Below are 24,197 nucleotides of genomic sequence, written 5' to 3'. Positions count from 1 at the left end.
AAGCCGAACTATAAGTTCGGCTTAATCTTAGAATCTCAGCGTCTTAGCATCTTAGAAACTTAATCTTGAATATAGGTTTTATTTCCATTTTTGTTAATATAATATTTACCGCCTCTTGGTCCAGTATATACTTTTTTACCATTGTATTCGCCAGTTACTTTGTCTGGAACAGATGGTGCTTTTTCGTTAGTTTCTTTTAAAGTTTTTGTGGCCGATTTTTTAGCAGCAGTTGCATCTTTCTTTGCGGCGTCAGCTTTTGCGGTCGATTTCTTTGCGTCGGCTTTGGCTTTGTCGGCAGAGCTTTTTGCTTTGTCGGCAGTAGTTTTTGCTTTATCAGATTCTACAGTAGCTTTTTTTGCATCGGCTTTAGCTTTTGCAGCTTCTTTATCAGCGGTTTTTTTTGCAGCGTCAGCAGATTCTTTCTTGGCTTTTGTTGAAGCAGCTTTTGCATCATCAGCGGCCTTTTTCGATTTTGTGGCTTCTTTTTTTGCGTCAGCCGAAGCTTTGTCCGCACTTGCTTTGGCTTTTTTTGCCGAAGTTTCTGTTTTACTTTTTGTAGTCTTTGCAGTTGTTTCCTGAGCATAAAAATTAGAAGAGAAAGCAACCATTAAACAGAGCAATACTAATTTTTTCATAAGGCTAAAAGTTTAAATTTCAATTAAAATTAAACAATTTATTGTCATCTTTTTCGTGTTACATTAAAAATATGCACGAAGCTGTATATTTCCTGTATGTATCGTATTTCCGGTTTCACTTTTTCTTCCTTGATAATTTAAATTAACATCCAAAAAAGATGTAATGTTCTTTTGCAGAAGCAGTTTCCAAACCAAATTTGATCCCGCTTGAAGTCCTTCTAGCATCTGAAAACCTACTGATGAAAATTCATTTCCGTTAAATTTATTTTTATAAAAAGAGAATTCTCCATTAACCGTAACTTTCTTTTCGCCTGCATAAGAAAAGGAAGTTCCAAGTCTATTTTGGTCTAAAGTTTCCAGATTTCCAATTTGATTTTTCTTGTTTTGAAGTTCATAAAAGAAATCCAATTTGGTGTTTTTAGAAAATAAATAACTGATTTTTGGTGCCAGCTGCCAGCCTTGAATATCATAATTTTTCTCTGTAAAATCTTTAGAAACCAAATCGGTTTTAATGGTTTTGGTAAAGAGATTAAACAGCCAGCTTTTTTGGTACAAATGGGTGTATTGAATTTGATGCGAATAATTCTGTACGTTTTGCGAACCAATAGAAAGCAGACTTTTTCCTTTATTTACCAAATAGGAATAGGTTACAGAATGTTTTTGTTTGCCTCGATTGTAAAACAAACTGTTTCTAAAACTGGAATTCAAGCCTAAAATATTTTCTTCTGAGGAATCAAACGGATTGAGTTCTAATTTTTCGCCTTCGCTTTTAACCTTTCGATCCATTATAAAAGAGGTCTGGTTATAGAAATAAGACAGCAGTTTTTTGAAGCCTTTTTCATTCTGCCATTGCAGCGGATTCAAGGTTAAAGACTGCGAAAACTTATTTTGGTTGGTTTTTATATAAACCTGATTCGGTAAAAAGACTCTAACATATCTCGCCTGATCTTGGTAGACTGCAACTTCAAATTCTTCCAATTCCTGAATTCCGTTCCCGTTATAATCGTTCCAAGTGTAAACTCCTTGACCAGTTGGAACTTCTACGTATGTAAATTCTTGTTGGGCAATAGTTCCAGAACTCGTTTCGTAAGCTGTTCCAATTTGCATGAACTGATTAAAAAAACGATCGTTATACAGAATTCTCGAATTTAAAGAAGGTTCGTTCTGTCTCGATTTGTCTGTAAAATCTAAGTTTCGATAACTTGCATAAACTGCTAAATCGGTCTTTTTGGTCTGAATTAATTTCGACTTTAAATAATACGTCTGCGAATTGTTTACATGTTGCAATAATCCGTTTTGCAAACTATCGTTGCGTCTTTGCAGAAAACCAACTTCAACGAAAACTTTGGTGCTGTCGCCACGTCCCGTAAATACGCCATATTCTGTAAATCTTTGGCTTAAAGCCGAAAACTGATTGGTCACTTTGTCTTTTTCCTGATTGTTTTCTAGTTGCATAGTGCCACCAATCCAGTTTTTACCAAAATGATATTTGGTTCTGGTCTGGTTTCTAATAAATTTTGAAGTCGAAGCTGTAGCATCAGAATTCAGGAAACTTCCGTTGTTTTCTATCGTCCAATTTTTCAATTTGAACAAAGCATTTGTGGTATGTCGAATGCCTGTGTAGCTTTCGCTAAAATCTAATTTTTCAAATTGATACGTTAGCAAACCGATATTTGAAGTCTTATTTTTAGAAAATAAATCAAAATTTAATCCCGTAACCAAAAGGCTCTGATTGCCATAAAGTGTTCCAGTTAAATTCCAATCGCGATTAAACTCAATATTGTATAAACGTTCAACCGATTTAAAATTCTGCTGCACGTATTGATAATTTGCGAAAGCGTCTAAACTCCAGTCTCTAGAAAAAAGACGTTTTTTAAGATTGGTTTTAAAAGCCACTCCTTCATTATTAGCATCATCAATTGTAGAAAATAAATTCTGGTCATTATTACTAACCGCTAATTCAAAATCAACCAACGTTTTTTCATCAGGATTGTATTTTCCTAAAAAAGTAGCCACCTGAAGTTTCATTGGCGCGACAAGCTGTACAATTGGCTCATAATTTCCTTGCAGAATTCCGTTAACAGGTTCCACATATTGATAAATTCGTTCAACAGAATTATTATTTTGAATAATATAATTTCCAGCATTTGCACCAACTTGACTAAATCTTACATTGTACAAAACATCGGCAGAATTATTCGAATATTCATAAACTTCAACAGAATTGACGAGTATTTTTCGATACAAAATTTTATTTTCGGCATAAGTATCTTCGTAAGCAGAAGGCGCTTTCATTAAATTGATGTCATCACCCGCCTGACTTAATATCTGAACTTGTTCTGAAGAAAGATTTTGCTGCAAAGGCTGATTTTTCATATCATTTTCAGAATATAAATAACCGCCAAAACTCCAGTTTTTGTTTTCGTGAGTCGCGCCTGCGTAGGTAACTAATCGGTTATAATTTCGTTCCGAATATTGATATTCCACATTAATACGCATTTCTGAAGTAATGGTAAAAAGTGAAGTAAAGACAATTTCTCCTGCATTGTAATCAATCACATAATCGTTGTTTTCGCCTCTTTTTAATAAAACCCCGTTTACATAAACGCGTTCTGAACCCGAAATAACGAGAACATACAATTCGCCATTCTGGCCTTTTAGTTTATACGGACCTTGATTTCCTTCCTGACCCGTAAAAGTGCTTTTGGCATATTGCCCTTTTACAAAAGCGACCGAAGCAAAAACATTGGTCTTGCTTTTTCCGGTATCAAAATCAAAGTTGGAAGACAGTCCCTGAACCTTTTTATTAAAACCCAAAAATTGAGTTTTTCTGTTTTCTAAAAATACATCGCCGGCGCGAATGTTCCAATCATCACTAAAAAGTTCGATGAAAATATTGTCAAACTGATCAAGTTTTTGCGAATAACCGCCATCTTGCAACGGAATATTATTGTCTTGCAACGAAGCTCTCAAACTTACCTTGTCTGAAAGTTTTCCTGTAATCTGCAAATCTAAATTGGAGTTTAAAACCGTACTTTGATTATTACCAACCGTAATGCCTCGAGTAATGCTTCCAGAAGTTTCCAGGCCGTCAAAAGGAGTTACTTTTTTGGCGTTTGAATTGTTGTCTATTCGGTAAAGTTTTTCTGTTCCAACATCGCCACTTACAATTTGTTCCGATTTGTAAAGACTGTATTCTTTGGTTAAGAGCTCGGGATAATTAAGATAATTGACAATTAAAGTATCTGAAACCGATTGGAAATTTTCATTTAAAAGCAAATATCCTTTTTGAAAATCGACTTTATAAGATGTCGAATCGATCGGTTGGTTTTTTGTGTTTAGAATTTGAAAAAATCCAGAATTTATAGAGACTTTTTCCAGACGAATAGTGTCTTTTGAAACGATTACTTTTTTGGTTTTGTACAGTGATTCAGTTTCCTGAGCCTGAAGCGCAGAAAACCAGAAGAAAACCGTCAAAAACAGTAATTTTTTCAACATAAATACTTTAACTCTAAAAAGTCAAAAGTAGTATTTATAATTGGGAATTGTGGTTTGTCCAACTTTAGTTTTAAGTTCTTAAATAACTCTAATTTGTGACCTATTAGCGAAGAAACAGTATGAAGATTAACAATACTAAAATTAAAATTATCATCACAGTTACCGAATTTGGGTTTGCAAAGTTTGTAGTCCATCCAAATTCTTTAATTTTTTTGGGAGGAAAGAGCCTTGGATCCTCTGGATTATAATAAAACATTCCCCAAACCCAATTCTCAGGATCATTATGCCATCTGTTTTTTGTTTCTTCACTTGGTTCGTTAGTGTTTTTCATAATTTTTTGTATTAGTTGGCTATTATAAAGTTAATTGATTTTCATTTAGAAATAATCTTTTTAGCTTTGTTAGTGATATGACAAATTTAAATTATGGATACTGGCAAAGAACTTTTATTCTTTTTTAGTGCTTTAGGAGTTTTCAACGGAATTATTCTGGGCGTGTATTTCTTCTTTTTTACTAAGAAAAAATACCTGACGAATTATTTTCTGGGGGCGCTTTTGTTTGCTCTGAGTATTCGTATCGGAAAATCTGTGTTTGTTTATTTTCATCCCGAACTTCCAAAAATGTATCTTCAGTTTGGACTTACGGCTTGTTTTTTTATCGGACCATTTTTGTATTATTTCATCAAATCGGCAGTTGAAGAAGTGCAGATAATGCCCAAATCATGGAAATTTATTTTGGCATTTTGGGCAACTTTAATTGTTGCTGTAGGTATTTTATATCCGTACGAAGCATATCCAAAACTTTGGGGAGGTTATTTAATAAGAATCATTTATTTTCAATGGTTTGTTTATATCGTTTCTGCTGGTTTTGAACTTCGTGGAGTTTTGAAAAAAATCCTGAGTCGAAAAGAAAAAACAACTCCAGCCGAAATGTGGTTTGGAATGTTGTTTTTAGGTAATTTTCTCTTGTTTCTATTTTATTTTCTATCCATCATGGGAGCGTCAGGAGCTACCTATATAAGTGGCGCGGTTGTTTTTTCGTTTATTTTATACTTGGGAATTTCTATTCTTTTGTACCGAAAAAAAACAGACGATTTGTTTTTATTGAATGGAAAGATTTCGAATAAAAAAATAGAATCAGCAGATGCAAGAATGTGGTCAGATAAATTGGAGAACGCCATGTTTGAAAAAAGTTTGTATAAAAATCCGAACTTAACGCTTCAAGATTTATCTCAGGAAATTAATATCTCAAGCCATCAATTATCACAGTTTCTGAATAATAATCTAGGAAAGAATTTTACCAGTTATGTAAACGAATTTCGAATTAACGAAGCGTGTAAAATTATCACTTCTTCCGATAAATTGACATTAGAATCTGTGGGTTACGATGTCGGATTTAATTCCAAATCAACCTTTTTCGCAGCATTCAAAAAACACACTGGAACGACCCCGCTTAATTATCAGCTTCAGGCTTTACAATCCTAATTGGGTATCGATTTATAAATTCGTACTCCTGATTTCGCTTTTTGCAATCTCATTTATTGATTTTCAGATGACTTTTGTTTCAAATAAAAGTCAAACTGCTAATGTCAAAATTTATGAGATTTCTAAAATTGGTTACCCTTAATGTTTTTCTTCTGATTTTTTCATCAATAGAAATAAAAGCGCAACGCTTCAAAAATGTTAAAGACAAAAGTTATTATAGCGATGATGTAATCCTTGGAAAAAAAACATTAAAGTCTGCTCAAGATACTGTAATTATTAAAGACAAAGAGAAAGAGCACAATGAGCTAAATGAAGTGGTTATAAAGAGCCAAGTTTCATTATTAAAATACGGAGCCAACGGTAATATTGATGTCAATGTAAACGGAACTGTTCTGGCAACAAGCAGTTCGGTAAATGAATTGTTAGGAAGAGTGCCCAATGTTGTAGTTGCAGATGGAGAAATTAGCGTTGTCGGAAAAGGAGAAGCTATAATTTATCTCAACGGAGTTTTGATTAATTATGAACGTTTTGCTGCAATTCCTGTTTCGCAAATTCAAAAGATAGAAGTTATTTCTAATCCTTCTGCAAGATATGATGCCGAAGGAAAAGCGGTTATCAATATTATAACCAAAAAAAATATAGAAAGCGGTGTAATGGGAACTGTCAATCAGCATATAACCGTTTCTAAATTTGGTGGAACCATTTATAATACGCTTGTTGATTTTAATTATTCTAAAGGAAAGTTCTCGTTTGTAACCAATTACGGTTTGCAGTTAGGAAGAAATCGCGAGTTGTTGTACACCACAAGAACACGCCCAGATCCTGATGATTTTATGAAATCTGAATTGACAACCGATTGGAAAAGAAGATTTAACAATTATTCTAATTTCGGATTCGGACTTCAGTATAGTTTTTCTCCAAGCAATTATATTTCATTGGCTTACAGTGGAAATGTAAATGATTTGGGCGGAATTACAGAAAGCAGAAATTCGATAACCAATAATTTTGGAAATAGTTTTTATGCCACAGACGTTGACCGAAATGATGTCTTGCTAAATCAGTTTGTTAATTTGAATTATAACTGGACAACGGCTAAAGGTTCGACATTATTTATAGGATCACAATTTTCAAATTACAATCAAACTATAAGAGATTTTATTGACGAAAATAGTCTGATTGAGGAAACAGATTCCGAACGATTTTTAAAGAATAATGTGGGTAGCCGGATTAATATAATTGCAGTTCAAGCCGATTATTCTAAGAAAATAAATGAAAAAACAAAACTCGAAATAGGAGCGAAGTTTAGCCACGCGACAATAAATTCTGGAACAGATTTCTTGATTTCTGATGATGAGATTAATTTTGAGCTGGATGACGAACTTTCAAGCGATTTTGAATACAACGAAAAAATTGCTGCTGCGTACTTTAATTATATCGGGACATTGAACGAAAAGATTCATTTTTCGCTTGGCGTAAGAGGCGAAAAAACAAGTTATGATTTATTTACAAATGCCAATGGAATTCAGAAATTTGATAAATCGTACGGCAATTTTTTCCCCAATGCACTTTTAAACTTTAATCTTTCAGAAGATTGGAAAGGACATTTCTCTTATGTTTCCAGAATTACAAGACCTCGATATCAGGCACTAAATCCGTATGTTATTTATCAGGATCCGTTTACGACCATAGAAGGAAATCCTAATTTGCTGCCAGAAAAAATTCATGCTTTTGAAATTGGTGCGATGTATAAAAAATTTGATTTTAAAATAGGATATACCTATAAAACAGATCCTATTTCTGGTGCGGCTTTGAGAGGTGACACGCCAAATAGTTATATTTTAAGATCGTTGAATTTAGAAAAAGAACATACTTTTTTTACTTCACTCTCAAAATCCTTTACAGCCAAATGGTGGAATTCGACAAATACTGTAAGTATGAATTTGACTAAAGCTATTGATAATTTTTATGAATACGAATTAGGTCCAATCACACCGCAACTCTATCTTTATTCGAATAATACATTTACGATTCCAAATGTTTTCAAGATTCAATTATTGGCTTGGTATTTAGGTAATAAAAGTTATGGATTACGAACAGATAATAGCCGTTCGACGGTGACATTAGGTGTTGAAAGAAACTTTTTTAAAGATGCGCTAAAATTGAATTTTACAGCAAACGACATCTTTCACGATTTTATGGTTTCAGGCGATTACGAAGTCGGTCAAACCGAGATTTACTACCATCGAACTTACACCACAAATTACTTTAAATTAATAGCCACATATAATTTCGGGAATTCAGAAAAGGCAACTTATAAAAAGGCTGAAATTGAGCAGACGGAGAATAATAGGGCGAGGTAAATTACCTGATGTATTGTGATAATATAAGTAAAACAAGTATTATTATTACTGCAAAAAAAACAGAATGCGGGTTGGCAAAATTAATCGTCCATCCCATTTGTTTGATTCTTTTTGGAGGAAACAGTCTTTCGTCTTTTGGATTAAAATAGAAAATTCCCAAACCCAATTACTCGGATCATTGTGCCAATTGTTTTTTGTTTCTTCGGAAGTTTCGTGGTTAGTCATAAATTAAAATTACTAATTTTCTCTCACATATTCACTGTAAAAATTATCACTTTGCATTAACTCTTCATGATTACCAGATTTAAAAATTGTATTATTTTCTAAAATATAAATAGTATCAGCAATATTTCTTAACTTATTTAAACGATGTGAAATGAAAAATACAGCACAATCTTCTTTTATTTTTTGAAGTAATTTAATGGTGAAGTTTTCGGTGTTACGATCCATTGCTGATGTCGCTTCATCCATAATCAAAAATTGAGGTTTTTTATACAAAGCTCTTGCTAATGCAATAATTTGCTTTTGTCCGTCGCTGAGATTTATCCCTTCTTCACCAACAATGGTTGCTAATCCTTGAGGTAATTTATTAAAAAAAGATTCAAAGCCGTATTCTTGAATAAATTTCATTAAGTTTTCTGGTAAATCCTCAACACCTAATAAAATATTGTCAAGTACATTTCCGTTGAAAATTGTTATTTCCTGAGGAATTACGGATAATAAATTTCTGTAACTTTTGAGTCCAATTTCTTGAAGTTTAAGCTTGTTGTTTACTATAATATTTCCATTTTCGAATTGATAAAAGCGTTGTATTATTTGCCCAATTGTACTTTTTCCGCCACCGCTTTCTCCAACTAATGCTGTAATTTTTCCTTTTTCAATTTCTATATTGATATCGTGAAATAAAACACTTCGACCAGCAAATCTAAAAGAGAGATTTTGAATGGATATTTTATTTATTTCGGAAATCTCCAAACCTTCTTCATTTTCTTTTTCAATAGATGCAAATTCATACATTCTACTAAAAGCAATTTTAGCTTCGTTTATTGGAATTGAAATTAATGCGAGATTAGCAATTGAAGGCAATAAAGATCCAGATATTCCTAAAATCGCCATTAATTCGCCAATTTTAATCTGCTTGTTAAAAACCAAAATTGAAGTGTAGATTAAGATTCCTATAGAAAAGGCGACACTTGCTAAACTGGATTGCCAGGATAATGTGATATTGACTTTTCCCAGATTAAATACTTTTTCTTGAAAATTTGAAAATATATGTTCGTTTAATTTCGTGAAAATATCTTGTTTATTGTCATTTTTTATAGTCGAAATTCCCTGAATGCTATTAATGTAGTTGCTTTCGTTAACTGCATTACTTTGCATAATTTCTGTTTGTGATTTGATTATTTTTTTATTATTACTGTAAATTATAAAAAAATAAATCGGTAAACTTAGTAAAGAAATTAAGCCTAGTTTCCAAGAATAAACTAATAAGAAAACTAACGATATAATTGCGACTAATATATCAATTACTAAAGTGCTTGTAAGCATTCTAATTACGCTTTGCACACGTTGAGCATCATTTAATCTCGCAATAAGTTCTCCTGTTTTTCTTGTGTCAAAAAAAGATTTTGGAAGATGCAGCAATGAAGAGAAAAAGGAATTATTTATTCGGTTATTAAAATCTTTAGACTGTTGTAATAAAAAGTATTGTCTTAAAATACTCAGTCCAATTCTTGCAAGAAGTAATAAGGCTAATAAAGAGATTCCGGAGATTAGTTTATTAATATTATGCGAAGGTAAAATATCATCGATCAGTTTTTGAGAAAATAATGCCATCGACATTCCTAAACCGGCAATAAAAACACCAAGTAAAATAGAAATCCAAATAAGTTTATAATCCTCTTTTAAGATTTCCAGAAACCACTTCCGCTGTGCATTTTTTTCTAGTTTTTCTGTTACAAAGTGTTCGTTTGGTTCGAGAGTTAAACATGTTTTCGAAGCCCATATTTTTTCTAAATCCTGTACGGATAAAGTATAAATGCCTTTTGCAGGATCGCCAATCAGGAAACTTTTGTCATCATTATATTTATAACAAACAATATAATGCTGTAATTGATTTTCGATTAGAACATGTAAAATAACAGGTTGTTTGTAATTAATAAGAGCTTTAATATCCGCTTCAAAACCTTCTGAATTAAACCCAAGCTGACCTGCTGCCTGATACAAACCCAACATTGTTGTGCCTAGTTTGTTTGTGCCGCTTATCTCCCTAAGTTTTTCGATAGAATTATTTCCGTTGTATAATTTTATCATTGATAATAGACAAGCTACACCACAATCTGATTGGTCTAATTGTAAAGTATGTGTTTTTTGTATGTGTTTTAAATTCATTACAACTTTATTTTGCATTCATTTTTTTGATTAAACTCTCAACCTTAATTTGCCCTTTTACTTTTTCAATTAGGTTTTGGTTCTTGTCGTAAAGAACTAAACAAGGCATTGAATTCACATCAAAAGTAGTAGCGAAAGTAACTTTGTTATCACATAAAAAATAAACGTTATCATAAGTCGTCAATTGATGTTTTTGAGCAAATTTTTTAATTAATTCTGGTTCTTCAAACGATACAAAGACTAATTGGCTTTTATTAAATCTATTTATATTGTCTTGTATCAGTTTAGCTTCTTCATTGCAAAATTCGCATTCCGTATTAAAATATATAAAAATAGTAGAAGATTCTCTCTCTAAGTTTTGATTCGTAAAAACTCCTCCTTTTATATTTTGATAATTGAATTTAGGAATCGTTTCTATATTTTTCTGAACTTCTTCTATATAATTTATTCTAGAGATTATTCGATAACTTAGAAAAAGAAAAGTACTCGCAAATAATAAAACAAGTATATTTTTGAGTGCGTTTTTCATTTCTCTTTGTTTTCTTTTAATTGGGTTGTTATAATTAATAAAATCATAGGAATAATTCCCAGAACGGTTTGAATTAAATCAGCCTTATAAAAGAAATAATTGATTGCATACCATATAATCATTAGACAGCATAACACGAAAAGTGTTTTTTTAAATTTTGACATATTAACTGTAAGTAAGAGTGAAAAACATTATTGTTGCTACCCATAAAATGAGCGCTGGAACATAACTTAAGGCTACTATTTTTAAACCATAATCTGCGTTTGTATTAGTTAATTTTCCAATTTCAAATCCTAGAAATATTATATAAGTAAGTTCAAATAAGTTAAGTGCCTGAAATGGATAAATAAACCAAGGCTCTAATCCTTTATAACCTGTAATATTTAAAGCTGATAGAGGATAAAAATTTTGAATATCTTCTAATGCATAATTGGTTTGGCCTAGGTAGAACCATAGAGTCTTAATTATTGGGATTAGCAAAAAAATAAATTCTGCTTTTATCACAATATCATGTAAGTTTTTATATTTTATCTCTTTGTTAGAAAAGTATATACCAATATAGAGTATGGCAGCAACTATTAAGGTTTTAATTAAAATACTAGCAGGAATGTAAAAATAAGTCCACCAGTGCCATTTATCTTGAAATTCAAGATAAGTGTTTAATTGATCTGAGCTTAAGCTATTGGCTAGGTAATGACGTAGTAAGCTCTTCATATTAATTACCTTTTCTGAAATTTCAGCTATTATGATAAAAGCTATAGAGAGTAATAGATACTTTGAAAAAGTATTATTCATTTTGTTAATGTTTTCTGATATTTAAAAAGCATTATTCTATAAGAATAATGCTTTTAGTAATAAGTAGATAGATTAATTGTTAGAGCGGTTATTTTTATTTTCCTTTTTAATGGCTGTAACGTAAGCTATAAAAAGTGCTACGGATGATAAAAAAGGTCCGATAGCATATTTAAAGTCAAAAAAAGTAATATTGTCGAAATTCTCTTTTTGAAATAACCAACTTAAGTTGATGCCTAAAAAGAATAAGGAAAAGACAAGCACAATGAGTAATATGTTTTTTTTAACTTTCATGATAGAGTGAGTTTGTAGATTTTTATTCTCAGTAGAGAAATAAAATTTTGCATTACTTTAATCTCTTTTTCTTTTAGTTCCTGTAATATTAACGACAAGCTGCCCCCCACTGGGCTGAAGTGTAAATGAATGCTGCAGCGCCAAATCCAGCTCCTACTACTGAAGTCGCACCCATAATTAAACCTGCAAATCCGAATGCTAGACCTACAGATGCGCCAGCACAGTTGGTTAGAAAACCTCCGCCGTTTTGGGGGTCCGCTGCTTCTTGATCAACTTTGTTGGTATAAGGGGCTCCGCCTGACAAGTTTTCCATTTGATTTAATTCTAATTTTTTCATCTTTTTAAAATTTAGAGTTTGATATTGATTAATTGTTATAATGACAAATGTAAATTGGTCAGGAAAAAACTCTTAGTCTAAAATCGGTTTTTTAAAATCTAAATTCGAATAATTGTAAAATAATTCTTATATTTATATTTGTAAAAATGTTAAATATGAATATAATTATAGGAAATAAGCTTAAAAAACTTCGTCAGGCAAAAAATATGTCACAAGAAGAAATAGCAGATTATCTAAACATTTCGCAATCAGCTTATGCTAGAATGGAAAGAGGAGTAAGTACTTCTTGGGCAACTCATTTTAATAAAATCTGTAATCTTTTTGAAATTAAACCCGAAAATCTATTAAGTAAAAATGAAGAGGAATTTTTAAATGAAGAGAAAGAATCAGATTCGATAGAAATTGTAAATCAGTTATCAGAAAAAATAATTGAGCAATATGAAGCACGCATAAAAGAATTAAAAAAAACAATTAAAGATTTAAGAAGAAATAGAGAATAAAAAAGGTTTCATCAATTAAGATGAAACCTTTTATAATGAATTGAATAATTAACGCTTAGAAAATTAATTTAGTTCCTTAGTCACAATCTGCATGGTTTCGCGGCTAACTTGTTTTAATAAAACTTCTTTGTTGGCCTCAACAGTATGTGCGGCATCTTCATTAAAGTGACGAATCGTATACAATGTTACATTTTCATTAAAGTCAACTTTGAATTTTTTCGAAAGAATAGCATTCAAATCGTTGAAATTTCCAAATTTATCTTCCACACAAACAGAGAAACTAATGGCAGAGTTCTGAATTAAGTTTACTTTGATTTTGAATTCGTGGAATAAACCGAAAATCTCACTGATGTTTTCCTCCATAATGAAAGAGAAATCAATTGATGAAAGTGAAATTAAAAGCTGTTCTCTTTTTACGATAAAACATGGATATTGCGGTTCCAAGTCAACTCCTTTAGAAACACAAGTTCCTTTTAATAACGGATTGATAAATGATTTTACGTATAATGGAATTTCTTTTTTCTGTAACGGCTGTAATGTTTTTGGGTGAATAACCGTTGCTCCGTAAAATGCTAATTCGATAGCTTCACGATATGAAATCTGGTTTAACAAACTTGCATTTTCAAAATAACGCGGATCGGCATTCATAACTCCTGGAACGTCTTTCCAGATCGTTACACTTTCAGCATTTAGGCAGTAAGCAAAAATTCCGGCAGTATAATCAGAACCTTCACGGCCAAGAGTTGTAGTGAAGTTATTTTCGTCGGCACCTAAGAATCCTTGTGTAATATTTAATTGTTTTCTAGGTACATTTTTGCTGATGTTTTGTTGCGTTGTTTCCCAATCAACCTCTGCATCTCTGTAGTTTGCATTGGTTTTGATGAAATTGCGAACGTCAAGCCATTGCGTCTGAATTCCCATGAAATTCATAAAATGACTTAAAATATTAGTCGAAATCAACTCACCAAAACTAACAACCTGATCGTAAACAAAGTTGTAATTTGGAGATTTATTATGTGCTAAGAAATATTCTAGTTCAGCAAATTGTGCATTTACAGCTGCAAAAACGGCATGATTTTCATCTTCAAACAAATCCAATAAGATCTGATTGTGGTATTTTTTGATTTCCTGAACAGAAGAATTCAATTCTGTCGATTTTTCAAAGTAATTCTTGATTACTACTTCAAGAGCATTTGTTGTTTTTCCCATAGCCGAAACTACAAGAATTACGTCTTCGTAACCTACTTTTTGTAAAACGTCGTATACGTTTTTAATTCCATCTGCATCTTTTACCGATGCTCCTCCAAATTTAAATACTCTCATTTTTAATTAATAGATTTTTAGATTTTAGATTTCAGATTCAAATCGAAACCTAGTATTTTGTTTTTTGCCACAGATTAAAATGATTTAGACAGATTTTAAAATCCTTTTAATCCTTACAGTCTGTTGCAAACTGTTTTTTTATAATTTTTCTAAGAACGAATTAACTCCTGCTTCATCCATTTGAACCACTTGCCAGTCTTCTAGAATTCTTGCGCCAGAATTCTTGTAAAAATTAACAGCTGGCGTGTTCCATGCCAAAACATTCCACTCAACTCTTCTCACATTATCTTTTTTTCCTTGCTTCATGATTTCAGCATAAAGAGCAGAACCTAAACCTGTGCCACGCATCTTTTCTTTTACAATCAAATCTTCAAGATGAATTGTCTTTCCTTTCCAGGTAGAATAGCGATAATAATACAATGCAATTCCAACAATTTCTTTCTGTTTTTCTTCGTTTTCGATTTCTGCTACAAAAACGTGAAATAATGGCTTTTCACCAAAACCGTCACGTATTAAATCTTCTTCAATAATGACAACCGCCTCAGGCTCTTTTTCGAATATAGCCAGCTCCTGAATAAGCTCTAACACCGATTTCATGTCTTCAGGATTTCCTTTTCTAATATTCATATATTCCTATTTTTAACTATTTAATATCTAAAAAAGCTTCATTTTATTGGTCGCTTTTTGCAGATTATTAGCAAATATACAATAGTAACAAACTAACAAAATAATTTTTAAATCATTCTCACAAAATAGACGATATTTGTGACTTAAAAATAAAACTATAACGATTTAGCAATGGAAGAACGCAATAAAACACTGGGAGAGTTTATTATTGAGCACCAAAAAGCATTTCAGTATTCGTCGGGAGAACTTTCCCGAATTATTAACTCGATACGTTTGGCAGCAAAGGTTGTCAATCATAAAGTTAATCAAGCAGGTTTAGTAGACATTATTGGCGCCGCAGGCGAGCAGAATGTTCAAGGAGAAGACCAGCAAAAATTAGATGTCTATGCAAACGAAGTATTTATCCAGACGTTAATAAACCGTGAGATTGTCTGTGGTATTGCTTCTGAAGAAAACGACGATTTTATTACAGTTCAGGGGAGCGACAACTGTCATAATAATAAGTACGTGATCTTAATGGATCCGCTTGACGGATCTTCAAACATTGATGTGAATGTTTCTGTCGGAACTATTTTTTCTGTTTTCAGAAGAATTACTCCAATAGGAACTCCGGTAACTAGCGAGGACTTTTTACAGCCGGGAATCAATCAAGTTGCAGCAGGCTATGTAATTTATGGAACTTCTACAATGCTGGTTTATACGACTGGACATGGGGTGAATGGTTTTACACTAAATCCTGCGATAGGTACATTTTACCTTTCGCACCCAAACATGAAATTTCCAGAAAATGGAAATATTTATTCGGTAAACGAGGGGAATTATGTTCATTTTCCGCAGGGGGTAAAAAATTACATTAAATATTGCCAGCGTGAAGAAGAAGACAGGCCGTACACTTCAAGATACATCGGAAGTTTAGTAGCCGATTTTCACCGAAATATGATTAAAGGTGGAGTTTATATTTATCCAACAAGTTCAAAAGCTCCAAAAGGAAAATTACGTTTATTGTACGAATGTAATCCGATGGCGTTTTTAGCAGAACAGGCAGGAGGAAAAGCAACAGATGGTTTTGGAAGAATTCTAGAAATCCAGCCAACTGAACTGCACCAAAGAGTTCCTTTTTTCTGCGGAAGCTATAATATGGTAGAAAAAGCAGAGGAATTTATGGCGGCTGAGTGAGTGATCAGTTTTTAGTTTTCAGTCACAGTCGCAGTTTTCAGTCTGGACTATAAATAGCAAACCCGACAGGTTTTTTAAAACCTGTCGGGTTTTTGTTTTTTAATTTTCATTATCAGTCAAGTTTCAGCATAAAAACTGAACACTGAATTTTATTTATGCATGTGCTGCATTTCATAGATAAAAGTATCTGCATCCACTTTTTTGTCAACCAATGACAATGCTTTTGCAATAATGTAATCTACGTTGCTTGGTGTGAATCCTAGCGCAACACTTATTTTTTTCAATAATACTTCTTGTTTATCTTCAAGATGATGATCAACATGAACCATTCTTGTTAAATCATATAAACGCTCTAAACGTTGAACATATGAATAAGGTGGATTGATAGGATATTTTAATGGATCGCTAAGAATTTCTTCGTATTCCGATTCTGTAATTTCTAAACGAGAAGCAAGTTTGTCCAAAAAGGCTTTTTCCTCTGGATATACAACTCCATCTGCTAATGCTACACGAACGATAGCAGAAAAGTGTCCTTTGTTTCTTTGCTTGAATTCGCTATCAAATAATTCTGAAAATGACATAATTATTAAGTTTTTATATCACAAATATAAATTTTATTTTACATTAACGATTTTAAATTTCTCATAAAATTTAACTTATTTTTATTGCAGGAATTGGAAACTTGAATCTTTAATTTTGAAAATTAATCGTAAGTTTACAACCCCTAATTATTTAATTACAATATACCTATGTCACAATTTTGGATTTATTTTCAAATAGGATTAAAACACGTTTTAGATATCAATGCTTACGATCACGTTCTTTTTTTAATCGCCTTAACCGTTCCGTATCTTTTTAAAGACTGGAAAAAGATTTTTCTTCTGGTTTCTATTTTTACAATTGGTCATACTTTGGCTCTAGTGCTTTCTGTTTACGGTATCATTGCCATAAAAGTAGATGTTGTAGAATTCCTGATTCCGATTACAATTCTCGTAACCGCTCTTTATCATTTGTTTACGGCCGGAAAGACCTCAAAAAATGATGGCGTAAATCTGGTATTTTTCATAACTTTATTCTTTGGAATTATTCACGGACTAGGTTTTTCTAATTATTTCAAAACAATTTTAGGCGGTTCTGCAACCTCAAAATTGTTACCTTTGGGAGAGTTTGCCTTAGGAATAGAAGCTGCTCAGCTTGTAGTGGTTTTTGTTGTTCTGGTAATTTCATATATAGTGCAGACGGTTTTTCGTTTTTCAAAACGCGACTGGGCACTTGTAATGTCGGCTTTCATTATTGGAGTTGTAATTCCGATGATTATTGAAAGTCCAATTTGGAACAGATAAATTAAATGGAAGTAAAAAAGCTGAATAAATACGATAAAGCATATCTGCGAATTGCAAAAGAGTGGAGCCTGCTTTCTTACTGTAAACGTAAACAAGTTGGTGCAATTATCGTAAAAGACAGAATGATCATTTCTGATGGCTACAACGGAACGCCGTCTGGATTTGAAAATTGTTGTGAAGACGAAGACGGATTAACACGCTGGGATGTTTTACACGCCGAAGCAAATGCGATCCTGAAAGTAGCCAGATCAACGCAGTCTTGCGAAGGCGCAACATTGTATATTACGCTTTCGCCTTGCAAAGAATGTAGCAAATTAATACATCAGTCTGGAATAAAAAGAGTGGTGTATAAAGATGGATATCGTGATGATTCTGGAATTCAATTTTTAATAAAAGCAGGCATAGAAGTAGAACATATTCCTGTTTTAGAAGAGTAATGAAATTTAACTCAAAATATTTACCCATAGTAATAGGAGCCACTTTTGCTCTTGGAACAATTGCCGGAAGCGTTATGAATGCTCCCGCAAGCGACCAGCTTTTGGCTAAAAATTACTCAAAAACCAAGCTTAACAAACTTATTGATTTTATTAATACAGAATATGTTGATAGCGTCAATACCGATTCGATTGTAAATCTTACGGTCGATAATATTCTTTCTAAATTAGATCCCCATTCGGTTTATATTCCGCCAAGTGAACAAGCTGAGGTTGCCGAAAGCATGAAAGGTGATTTTGTCGGAATCGGAATCAATTTTTATATGTATAAAGATTCGGTTGCGATTATAAAACCAGTTGAAAATGGACCTTCGGCAAAAGCGGGAATAAAATCTGGCGATCGTATTTTATTTGCTGGAAAAACGAAATTATACGGTAGAAAACTGCCTTCAGATAGTTTGTTTTCTAAATTAAAAGGGCTTCAGGGTTCAGAAATCGAGCTGACTGTTTTTAGAAAATCAGAACAAAAGAAACTCAAGTTTAAAGTAAAAAGAGATATTATTCCAATTAAAAGCGTAGACGCGTCTTTGCTAATTGGCAACAATGTAGGTTATATCAAAATTAACCGTTTTGCAGAAACTACTTTTAATGAATTCAAAACGGGTTTAACAAGATTAAAACAAAAAGGAATCCAGTCGCTTGTAATTGATCTTCGTGATAATGGCGGTGGTTATATGGAAGAAGCTATTGCTATTGCCGATGAATTTTTGAAAGACAAACAGTTGATTGTTTTTACAAAAAGCAAAAACGGTTCTACTGAAAAGACATATGCTACAAAAGCAGGAAGTTTTGAAACTGGAAAAGTGTATGTTCTTATTAATGAAAATAGTGCTTCTGCAAGCGAAATTTTAGCAGGTGCTATTCAAGATAATGACCGCGGAACTATCGTTGGTCGTCGTTCTTTCGGAAAAGGATTAGTTCAAAGAGAAATGGATTTTAACGACGGATCAGCCGTGAGATTGACCGTGGCGCGTTATTATACGCCAACAGGAAGATCAATTCAGAAACCATATAAAAAAGGAAACGAAGAATATTTTAAAGAATCTGAATCTAGAATTGCTACTGGAGAATTTTATGCAAAAGACAGCATAAAAGTGGCAGATTCTTTAAAATTCAAAACTCCAAAGGGTAAAATAGTTTACGGCGGTGGCGGAATTGTTCCAGATGTTTTTGTGCCTTTAGAAGCAGAGCACGGGAATGAAAATGTTGCTTATTTGCTGCAAACAGGAATTGTGGGGCATTTTGTTTTTGAAGAATTAGATAAAAACAGAAATGCTTTTGCAGGGGATAGTTTTGCTGATTTTTTAGCTAAAATGAAAAGCTCAGACCTATATTTCAAAAAATTTAAGAATTATATCTTGATGACGGGTCTGGATTTGAAAATGGATAAAACAAAAGCACTTGTCAACCGTCATATTACGGCTGAATTTGCTCGACAGCTTTATGGAGAATTGTACTATTATGATGTAATCTTAAAAGAAGACGCCATGATAAAAACAATTCTGACTCCGAAGAAATAACTTCAATCTTTATATCATGAAAATAGAAACCGTTGTTAATGCAGAAATCGAACTTTTAACTGCCATTAAAAAATCGGATGTTTTGGCTTTGGATACCATCCTTCATGATGATTTATTATTCAACATGCCAGACGGACAAACCATCACTAAAGATTTTGATTTGCAGACCTATCGTTCTGGAAAGATTAAAATAGATTCTTTGGAAGGTTCTGATCAAATCGTTAACATAATTGGTGATTCGGCTGTAGTTACTGTTACAGTCGCTTTAAATGGGACTTATGATAACACTCCGATTAATGGCGTTTTCAAATACATAAGAGTTTGGAAAAAAATAGGAAAAAATCTAAAAGTTATTGCAGGAAGCTGTGTTCAGCTGGCATAAAGTTTGAAGCTGGAAAAATAATATTAACTTAAAACGTAATTAAGCAATCTGAGTGTAAATAAGAGCTTAATTTGCGGTAAAATAAATTATATGAAAAATCTAAAAAGAATAAGTTTATTATTGATTTTAATAACTTTTGTAATCTCTTGTAAAACAATGAAAAACGATCCAAATACTGCAGTTTCTGGAAAAGTAGATTCTATTGAGGCAGGAAAAGACGGTTACACAGCAAAAATTACTACAGACGCCAAAGAAGTCTATTTTGCTACTATTAGCATTGTAAATGTTGGCGGTCCTCAAAACTACAAACAATTAAAAATTGGAGATGTGGTATCTGTAAAAGGAGAAAAATGGAAAAGTGAAGACGAAAATCATATTAAAGTAACTCAAATCGTTTCAGTGAAGTAAAGATTGAATTTAATTAAAAGAGAGATTAGTTTTATTGTATGAAAAAACTTCTGATAGGTTTGATATTTTTTAGTTTTGGATGTTCTTCAAATCAGAAAGATATTAGAAGTATTGAACTTATCTGTTATAACTGGGATTTAAAATATCCTACAGAGTCTTTTAGAGGGAAATTTTATATTCAGCCAAAATTATATTCGATTATAAATTTAAATGGGGAGAATCAAACTTATGTCTGCGAATTCTCTCCAAATAAAACTGAATTTTATTTTCATTCGAAGGTTGATGCGAAATTAATAACTGATTTGGTGAAGTGTTTACCTGAAATTGATAAAAACAAAGCTCTTATAAGTTCGTATAAACAAGATGGATGTATGGAAAGTTCTCCAACGTTTAGGCTAAAAGTGGTTTGTTCTAACAACGAAGAAAAGTATTATGAATATTATTTTCAGAAAAAGAACAATATAGATTCGGTTATAAAGAAATTATATGTCGCTTTAAAAACAAATCAGATTGAGAGAAAATATGAAAAGATAAAAGACACTCTTTCTTTTGCTGAAAAAAAGAAAGCGATAATATCTTTTTCAATGCATAAAGATACGTTGGCAATGCCTTTACCAGGATTGCCAATTTATAATAAAGTGAAATTCAAATAGTAATTTTATCGAATACTATCGTGAGCGTGAGTTTGCACGCCATTATTCCATAAAGTAAGAATATCTGTTGCTACTGCAGCGCCACTTCCGGCAGCAATTGCCAATTGACTTTTCCAGCCCGCTAAAGTTCCGATTACATAAATGCCGTCAGTAACTTTATGGTCTTCATTTTTAAGCTGAATACGTTGTTTTTCTGGTAGTGCTTTTTTATGTGGTTCAATGTATTGCATTAAACCTTCAATGTCGAAAGTATTGGCAGAACCAATTCCGACTACGATATTTTTTGTTTGGTATGAATTCTTGTTGGTTACAACAGTAAATTCAGGATAACTGCCCTCAATTTTCATTACTTTTTCATTTGGAATCTGAGCAATGTGTGGGTAAGCTGTAGCTAAATCCTGTGTGCTTTCAGTTAAAAGTTCAGAACCTAATTTTCCTGGTGTAATTCCGTAAGCGTTATAAAATATTGCTTCTTGTAAAGAAGAATTTTTCTGGTGGGTAAAAATTCCGATTTTTTTATCAGTAACAAAAGTTTTGTTTTTTGCGGACCCTAAGACAAGAGCACATGACATTCCTGATACTCCTCCTCCGATAATTAAAACATCAAACATATTATCTGTTGTCATTCATTTTTTCTTCAATTCTTTTTGAAATTCTAAAAATCAAAAGAATCAAAACAGCGCAAAATGAAGCGGCGATTCCAATAAAAGCTACCATACTATCTCCTTGAAAAGGGTTCTGAAAGTCTAATAGCGTAATATTAAAAACAATTAAAGCTAGTGCCAAAAGCACTAAGATTGAAGTGAAAATTTTCATAAGGTTGTTTTGTTTTTGCCTAAAATAATAAAGTAGAACTTTAATGGGGAAAATGCCTTAAAGTTGTATTTTAGAAATTTTACGGGGTAAATTTATAAAAATAAAATTTAGACAAACAAACCTTTAACATTAGCAGCGAATAATTTAACAGCAATCGCCAAAAGTATTACTCCAAATGTCTTGCGAACTACTCCAAGTCCGTTTTCTCCCAATAGATTTTCGATTTTTTTAGAAGACTTCAAAACGATGTAAACCAAGATAATATTTAGAACAATCGCGATGATGATATTAATGGTGTGAAATTGAGATCGAAGCGATAACAAAGTCGTCATTGTTCCTGCTCCAGCAATTAGCGGGAAAGCCAAAGGAACGATAGAGGCAGATCCTGGTTCTTCGTCACGGTAGATTCTGATTCCTAAAATCATTTCTAGCGCCAAAAAGAATAAAACGAAAGATCCAGCAACGGCAAACGAGTGAACGTCGATACCAATTAAGTTTAGTAAACCTTCTCCAACAAAGAGAAAAACAATCATAATAGCTCCTGCAACGATAGAAGCTTTTTCAGATTCTATGTGTCCGACCTTAGCTCTTAAATTCACAATAATCGGAATTGAACCAACAATATCAATTACGGCAAAAAGCACCATACTAACGGTAATGATTTCTTTAAAATCGATTTCTAACATATCGCTTTGATTTTTAGGGTTTAAAAAACTGCTGCAAAAGTAGTTAATAAAGTTAGGTGTTTTTTCGTTACAGTGTATTTTTGTTATAAAAACATCTTTTATATATGTAAAATGTGATATTTGTAACAATATGATGTTTGAGTTGTTGAATTGAGGAAAAAAGCACGTTTTATTTTTGAACTTAATTTATTTGCATTCTCCATTTTGTAAGGTTCATGAAATCAAACGTTAAAAAGTATAACTTACTGAAAATCAATTACTAAATTTGTTGTAATTTAAAAAGGAGGGGTTATGAAAAAGAGGATGTTTGTTATAGTTTTCTTGTGTTTGTTGGTTTACAATAGTTCACAAGCCCAAATCTGGCAGCAAATTAAAAAAGCAGCAGAGCAAAAAGCGCAAAATAGCAGCGGAAGTGCGGATAAAAATGCAAGTATAGAAAATGCTGTTTTAAATTATGGGAAAAACAAGGTTGATCCGTCGGCGGTTCCAGATTCTTATTCTTTTAGCTGGAAATATATTATGGAAATTAAAACAGATGAAGGCAAGACTATGAATGCAAATTATTTTCTAGAACCTAATGCTTCTTATTTTGCAATGAATATTGATCAGGGAAAAGGCCAAAATATGCTGATGATTATGGACTCTAAAAATAGCATAACGGTGACCGGTTTTGGTGATGGTAAAAGTAAAATGGCAACGGCTTCAAAAATGCCTGATTATTCATCAATAGCAAAGAAAGAGGGAGAAAAGTCAAAATACACGATTAAGACATTGCCAAATAAAACTTTTTTAGGATACAATTGCAAAGGAATGCAAATGACCAATGATGAACACGATATTATCTGTTATTACACAAGTGAAGCAAAAGTGAGTTTTAGCGATATGTTTAAAAATCAAAAAGGCTGGAAAATGCCAGATGAGTTCCTTAATTATTTCAAACCCGATGAACGCACTTTGCTAATGGATATGACTATGAAAGATCTAAAAAGCAAAAAAGTAACAACGATGAAATGTGTTAGTTTAGAAAAGAGCGCTTTTACCTTTAATAAATCAGACTATAAATTCATGTAACAAGGAGTTTGTAAGTCAAGTTATTTAGACTAAGAACATATATTTGGTAGCGGTTTTTATTTCCTGAATCTTTAGTTACCTTTGCAAAATGTTTCAATTAGGAAAAACCATAGTATCAGAGGATATCCTCGAAAAAGAATTTGTGTGTAATTTATCAGCGTGCAAGGGAGCTTGTTGTGTTGATGGAGATGCCGGCGCGCCCTTAAACGAAGCCGAAACAAAAATTTTAGAAGAAATTTATCCAAAAGTAAAGCCTTTTTTAAGAAAAGAAGGAATCGAAGCAATCGAAGCTCAGGGTACCTGGGTAAAAGGAGCCGATGGAGATCTCGAAACTCCGCTTATCGATAATAAAGATTGTGCTTACGTAATTTTTGACGGAAAAACGGCTCTTTGCGGAATCGAGCAAGCTTATAATCAAGGACTCGTTGATTGGAAAAAACCAGTTTCTTGTCATTTATATCCAATTCGTGTAAAAGACTTCACAGAATTTGCTGCGGTCAATTATGATAAATGGGATATTTGTGATGATGCTTGTTCGTTAGGTAAAGAATTAGAAGTTCCAGTTTACAAATTTGTAAAAGAAGCGCTTATTAGACGCTTTGGCGAAGATTGGTATTTGGAGCTAGAAAAAGTAGCCGAAGAACTTAAAAATTCATAAAAATCTACAGTTAAAATTATAGTCTTTTTGACTACATCTTTTAACTCAAAAAAATAAAGTTTTGACTCAAAAAAAACTTTTTAAAACTTTTTAAAATTTCTTGCTTTTTATTCGAAAAAGTCTATATTTTACGGGGCTTTTGAAGTGTAAAATAGCTTTTAAATCATTCATTTGCAGTAAATTAATTATTGTCTGAAAAGTTTTTCAAATTTTAGGCTTTG

Annotated in this window: 27 protein-coding genes; 12 read left to right on the top strand and 15 right to left on the bottom strand. The window is 32.4% G+C overall.

The genetic code is table 11. The features are described from left to right. Positions 1–59 precede the first annotated feature (59 nt). From SOM12_RS15695 to SOM12_RS15685, 3 genes are all read right to left on the bottom strand, one after another. On the bottom strand, positions 60–635 hold the full coding sequence (locus tag SOM12_RS15695; protein WP_320494150.1) for a hypothetical protein: 576 nt from the start codon (positions 633–635) through the stop codon (positions 60–62). 63 nt (positions 636–698) lie between these two features. Then, on the bottom strand, positions 699–4,133 hold the full coding sequence (locus SOM12_RS15690) for a hypothetical protein (RefSeq protein WP_320494149.1): 3,435 nt from the start codon (positions 4,131–4,133) through the stop codon (positions 699–701). Between the two features lie 103 nt (positions 4,134–4,236). Beyond that, positions 4,237–4,464, bottom strand: a complete 228-nt coding sequence (locus SOM12_RS15685) for a DUF5808 domain-containing protein (protein ID WP_095928268.1) — start codon at positions 4,462–4,464, stop codon at positions 4,237–4,239. A 93-nt stretch (positions 4,465–4,557) separates the two neighbouring features. On the opposite strand from SOM12_RS15685, the gene SOM12_RS15680 reads away from it, so the two are divergent. After that, positions 4,558–5,616, top strand: a complete 1,059-nt coding sequence (locus SOM12_RS15680; protein ID WP_320494148.1) for a helix-turn-helix domain-containing protein — start codon at positions 4,558–4,560, stop codon at positions 5,614–5,616. A 113-nt stretch (positions 5,617–5,729) separates the two neighbouring features. Continuing rightward, complete coding sequence (locus SOM12_RS15675; protein WP_320494147.1) at positions 5,730–7,976, top strand: TonB-dependent receptor domain-containing protein; 2,247 nt, start codon at positions 5,730–5,732, stop codon at positions 7,974–7,976. A gap of 1 nt (position 7,977) precedes the next feature. Here SOM12_RS15675 and SOM12_RS15670 read toward each other — a convergent pair whose 3' ends face one another. The 6 genes from SOM12_RS15670 to SOM12_RS15645 all read right to left on the bottom strand — a co-directional run bounded on the left by SOM12_RS15670 (position 7,978) and on the right by SOM12_RS15645 (position 12,295). After that, complete coding sequence (locus SOM12_RS15670; RefSeq protein WP_320494146.1) at positions 7,978–8,136, bottom strand: DUF5808 domain-containing protein; 159 nt, start codon at positions 8,134–8,136, stop codon at positions 7,978–7,980. Between the two features lie 77 nt (positions 8,137–8,213). Further along, positions 8,214–10,385, bottom strand: a complete 2,172-nt coding sequence (locus tag SOM12_RS15665) for a peptidase domain-containing ABC transporter (RefSeq protein WP_320494144.1) — start codon at positions 10,383–10,385, stop codon at positions 8,214–8,216. Continuing rightward, a complete protein-coding gene (locus tag SOM12_RS15660) occupies positions 10,375–10,896 on the bottom strand; it encodes a peroxiredoxin family protein (RefSeq protein WP_320494143.1) in 522 nt (173 codons plus the stop codon). The genes SOM12_RS15665 and SOM12_RS15660 overlap by 11 nt, the downstream gene beginning before the upstream one ends. Positions 10,897–11,061: 165 nt before the next feature. Further along, positions 11,062–11,691: a hypothetical protein gene (locus SOM12_RS15655; RefSeq protein ID WP_320494141.1), complete on the bottom strand. Its 630-nt coding sequence runs from the start codon at positions 11,689–11,691 to the stop codon at positions 11,062–11,064. A 72-nt stretch (positions 11,692–11,763) separates the two neighbouring features. After that, a complete protein-coding gene (locus SOM12_RS15650) occupies positions 11,764–11,982 on the bottom strand; it encodes a hypothetical protein (RefSeq protein ID WP_320494139.1) in 219 nt (72 codons plus the stop codon). Between the two features lie 88 nt (positions 11,983–12,070). Continuing rightward, on the bottom strand, positions 12,071–12,295 hold the full coding sequence (locus SOM12_RS15645) for a hypothetical protein (protein WP_320494138.1): 225 nt from the start codon (positions 12,293–12,295) through the stop codon (positions 12,071–12,073). 179 nt (positions 12,296–12,474) lie between these two features. Between SOM12_RS15645 and SOM12_RS15640 the strand changes: the two genes are divergently transcribed. Beyond that, the gene (locus SOM12_RS15640) at positions 12,475–12,819 is read left to right on the top strand and encodes a helix-turn-helix transcriptional regulator (RefSeq protein ID WP_320494137.1); all 345 of its coding nucleotides are present in this window, start codon (positions 12,475–12,477) and stop codon (positions 12,817–12,819) included. Positions 12,820–12,882: 63 nt separating this feature from the next. On the opposite strand, the gene SOM12_RS15635 is transcribed toward SOM12_RS15640, so the two are convergent. Continuing rightward, positions 12,883–14,142: an aspartate kinase gene (locus SOM12_RS15635; protein ID WP_320494135.1), complete on the bottom strand. Its 1,260-nt coding sequence runs from the start codon at positions 14,140–14,142 to the stop codon at positions 12,883–12,885. Between the two features lie 138 nt (positions 14,143–14,280). After that, positions 14,281–14,769, bottom strand: a complete 489-nt coding sequence (locus SOM12_RS15630; RefSeq protein WP_320494133.1) for a GNAT family N-acetyltransferase — start codon at positions 14,767–14,769, stop codon at positions 14,281–14,283. Positions 14,770–14,940: 171 nt separating this feature from the next. Here SOM12_RS15630 and fbp point away from each other — a divergent pair, with 171 nt between their 5' ends. Further along, the gene (gene fbp / locus SOM12_RS15625; RefSeq protein ID WP_320494131.1) at positions 14,941–15,945 is read left to right on the top strand and encodes a class 1 fructose-bisphosphatase; all 1,005 of its coding nucleotides are present in this window, start codon (positions 14,941–14,943) and stop codon (positions 15,943–15,945) included. 149 nt (positions 15,946–16,094) lie between these two features. On the opposite strand, the gene SOM12_RS15620 is transcribed toward fbp, so the two are convergent. After that, positions 16,095–16,526: a TerB family tellurite resistance protein gene (locus SOM12_RS15620; RefSeq protein ID WP_095928262.1), complete on the bottom strand. Its 432-nt coding sequence runs from the start codon at positions 16,524–16,526 to the stop codon at positions 16,095–16,097. 168 nt (positions 16,527–16,694) lie between these two features. Here SOM12_RS15620 and SOM12_RS15615 point away from each other — a divergent pair, with 168 nt between their 5' ends. From SOM12_RS15615 to SOM12_RS15590, 6 genes are all read left to right on the top strand, one after another. After that, a complete protein-coding gene (locus tag SOM12_RS15615; RefSeq protein ID WP_095928261.1) occupies positions 16,695–17,288 on the top strand; it encodes a HupE/UreJ family protein in 594 nt (197 codons plus the stop codon). A gap of 5 nt (positions 17,289–17,293) precedes the next feature. Continuing rightward, complete coding sequence (locus tag SOM12_RS15610; protein WP_095928260.1) at positions 17,294–17,725, top strand: deoxycytidylate deaminase; 432 nt, start codon at positions 17,294–17,296, stop codon at positions 17,723–17,725. Further along, a complete protein-coding gene (locus SOM12_RS15605; protein WP_320494128.1) occupies positions 17,725–19,302 on the top strand; it encodes a S41 family peptidase in 1,578 nt (525 codons plus the stop codon). The genes SOM12_RS15610 and SOM12_RS15605 overlap by 1 nt, the downstream gene beginning before the upstream one ends. A gap of 16 nt (positions 19,303–19,318) precedes the next feature. Continuing rightward, positions 19,319–19,684 (top strand): nuclear transport factor 2 family protein, encoded by a 366-nt coding sequence (locus SOM12_RS15600; RefSeq protein ID WP_095928258.1) that lies wholly within the window; start codon positions 19,319–19,321, stop codon positions 19,682–19,684. A 90-nt stretch (positions 19,685–19,774) separates the two neighbouring features. Further along, positions 19,775–20,092: a hypothetical protein gene (locus tag SOM12_RS15595; protein ID WP_320494126.1), complete on the top strand. Its 318-nt coding sequence runs from the start codon at positions 19,775–19,777 to the stop codon at positions 20,090–20,092. Positions 20,093–20,130: 38 nt separating this feature from the next. Continuing rightward, the gene (locus SOM12_RS15590) at positions 20,131–20,745 is read left to right on the top strand and encodes a hypothetical protein (RefSeq protein ID WP_320494124.1); all 615 of its coding nucleotides are present in this window, start codon (positions 20,131–20,133) and stop codon (positions 20,743–20,745) included. A 5-nt stretch (positions 20,746–20,750) separates the two neighbouring features. Here SOM12_RS15590 and SOM12_RS15585 read toward each other — a convergent pair whose 3' ends face one another. The 3 genes from SOM12_RS15585 to SOM12_RS15575 form a co-directional block, all read right to left on the bottom strand. Next, complete coding sequence (locus tag SOM12_RS15585) at positions 20,751–21,356, bottom strand: FAD-dependent oxidoreductase (RefSeq protein WP_320494324.1); 606 nt, start codon at positions 21,354–21,356, stop codon at positions 20,751–20,753. 1 nt (position 21,357) lies between these two features. Continuing rightward, positions 21,358–21,561, bottom strand: coding sequence for a hypothetical protein (locus tag SOM12_RS15580; RefSeq protein ID WP_095928256.1), 204 nt, complete (start codon positions 21,559–21,561; stop codon positions 21,358–21,360). Between the two features lie 107 nt (positions 21,562–21,668). Beyond that, complete coding sequence (locus SOM12_RS15575) at positions 21,669–22,247, bottom strand: MarC family protein (RefSeq protein WP_008465051.1); 579 nt, start codon at positions 22,245–22,247, stop codon at positions 21,669–21,671. Positions 22,248–22,538: 291 nt separating this feature from the next. Between SOM12_RS15575 and SOM12_RS15570 the strand changes: the two genes are divergently transcribed. Continuing rightward, a complete protein-coding gene (locus SOM12_RS15570; RefSeq protein ID WP_320494120.1) occupies positions 22,539–23,318 on the top strand; it encodes a hypothetical protein in 780 nt (259 codons plus the stop codon). Between the two features lie 88 nt (positions 23,319–23,406). Next, on the top strand, positions 23,407–23,976 hold the full coding sequence (locus SOM12_RS15565; RefSeq protein WP_320494119.1) for a DUF3109 family protein: 570 nt from the start codon (positions 23,407–23,409) through the stop codon (positions 23,974–23,976). Positions 23,977–24,197: the final 221 nt, after the last annotated feature.

This window comes from Flavobacterium sp. CFBP9031 (assembly GCF_034044945.1).
In the GTDB taxonomy this organism is placed as follows: domain Bacteria; phylum Bacteroidota; class Bacteroidia; order Flavobacteriales; family Flavobacteriaceae; genus Flavobacterium.
The sequence above is the reverse complement of the archived record's forward strand: the minus strand, read 5'-3'. Positions and strand labels throughout refer to the sequence as shown.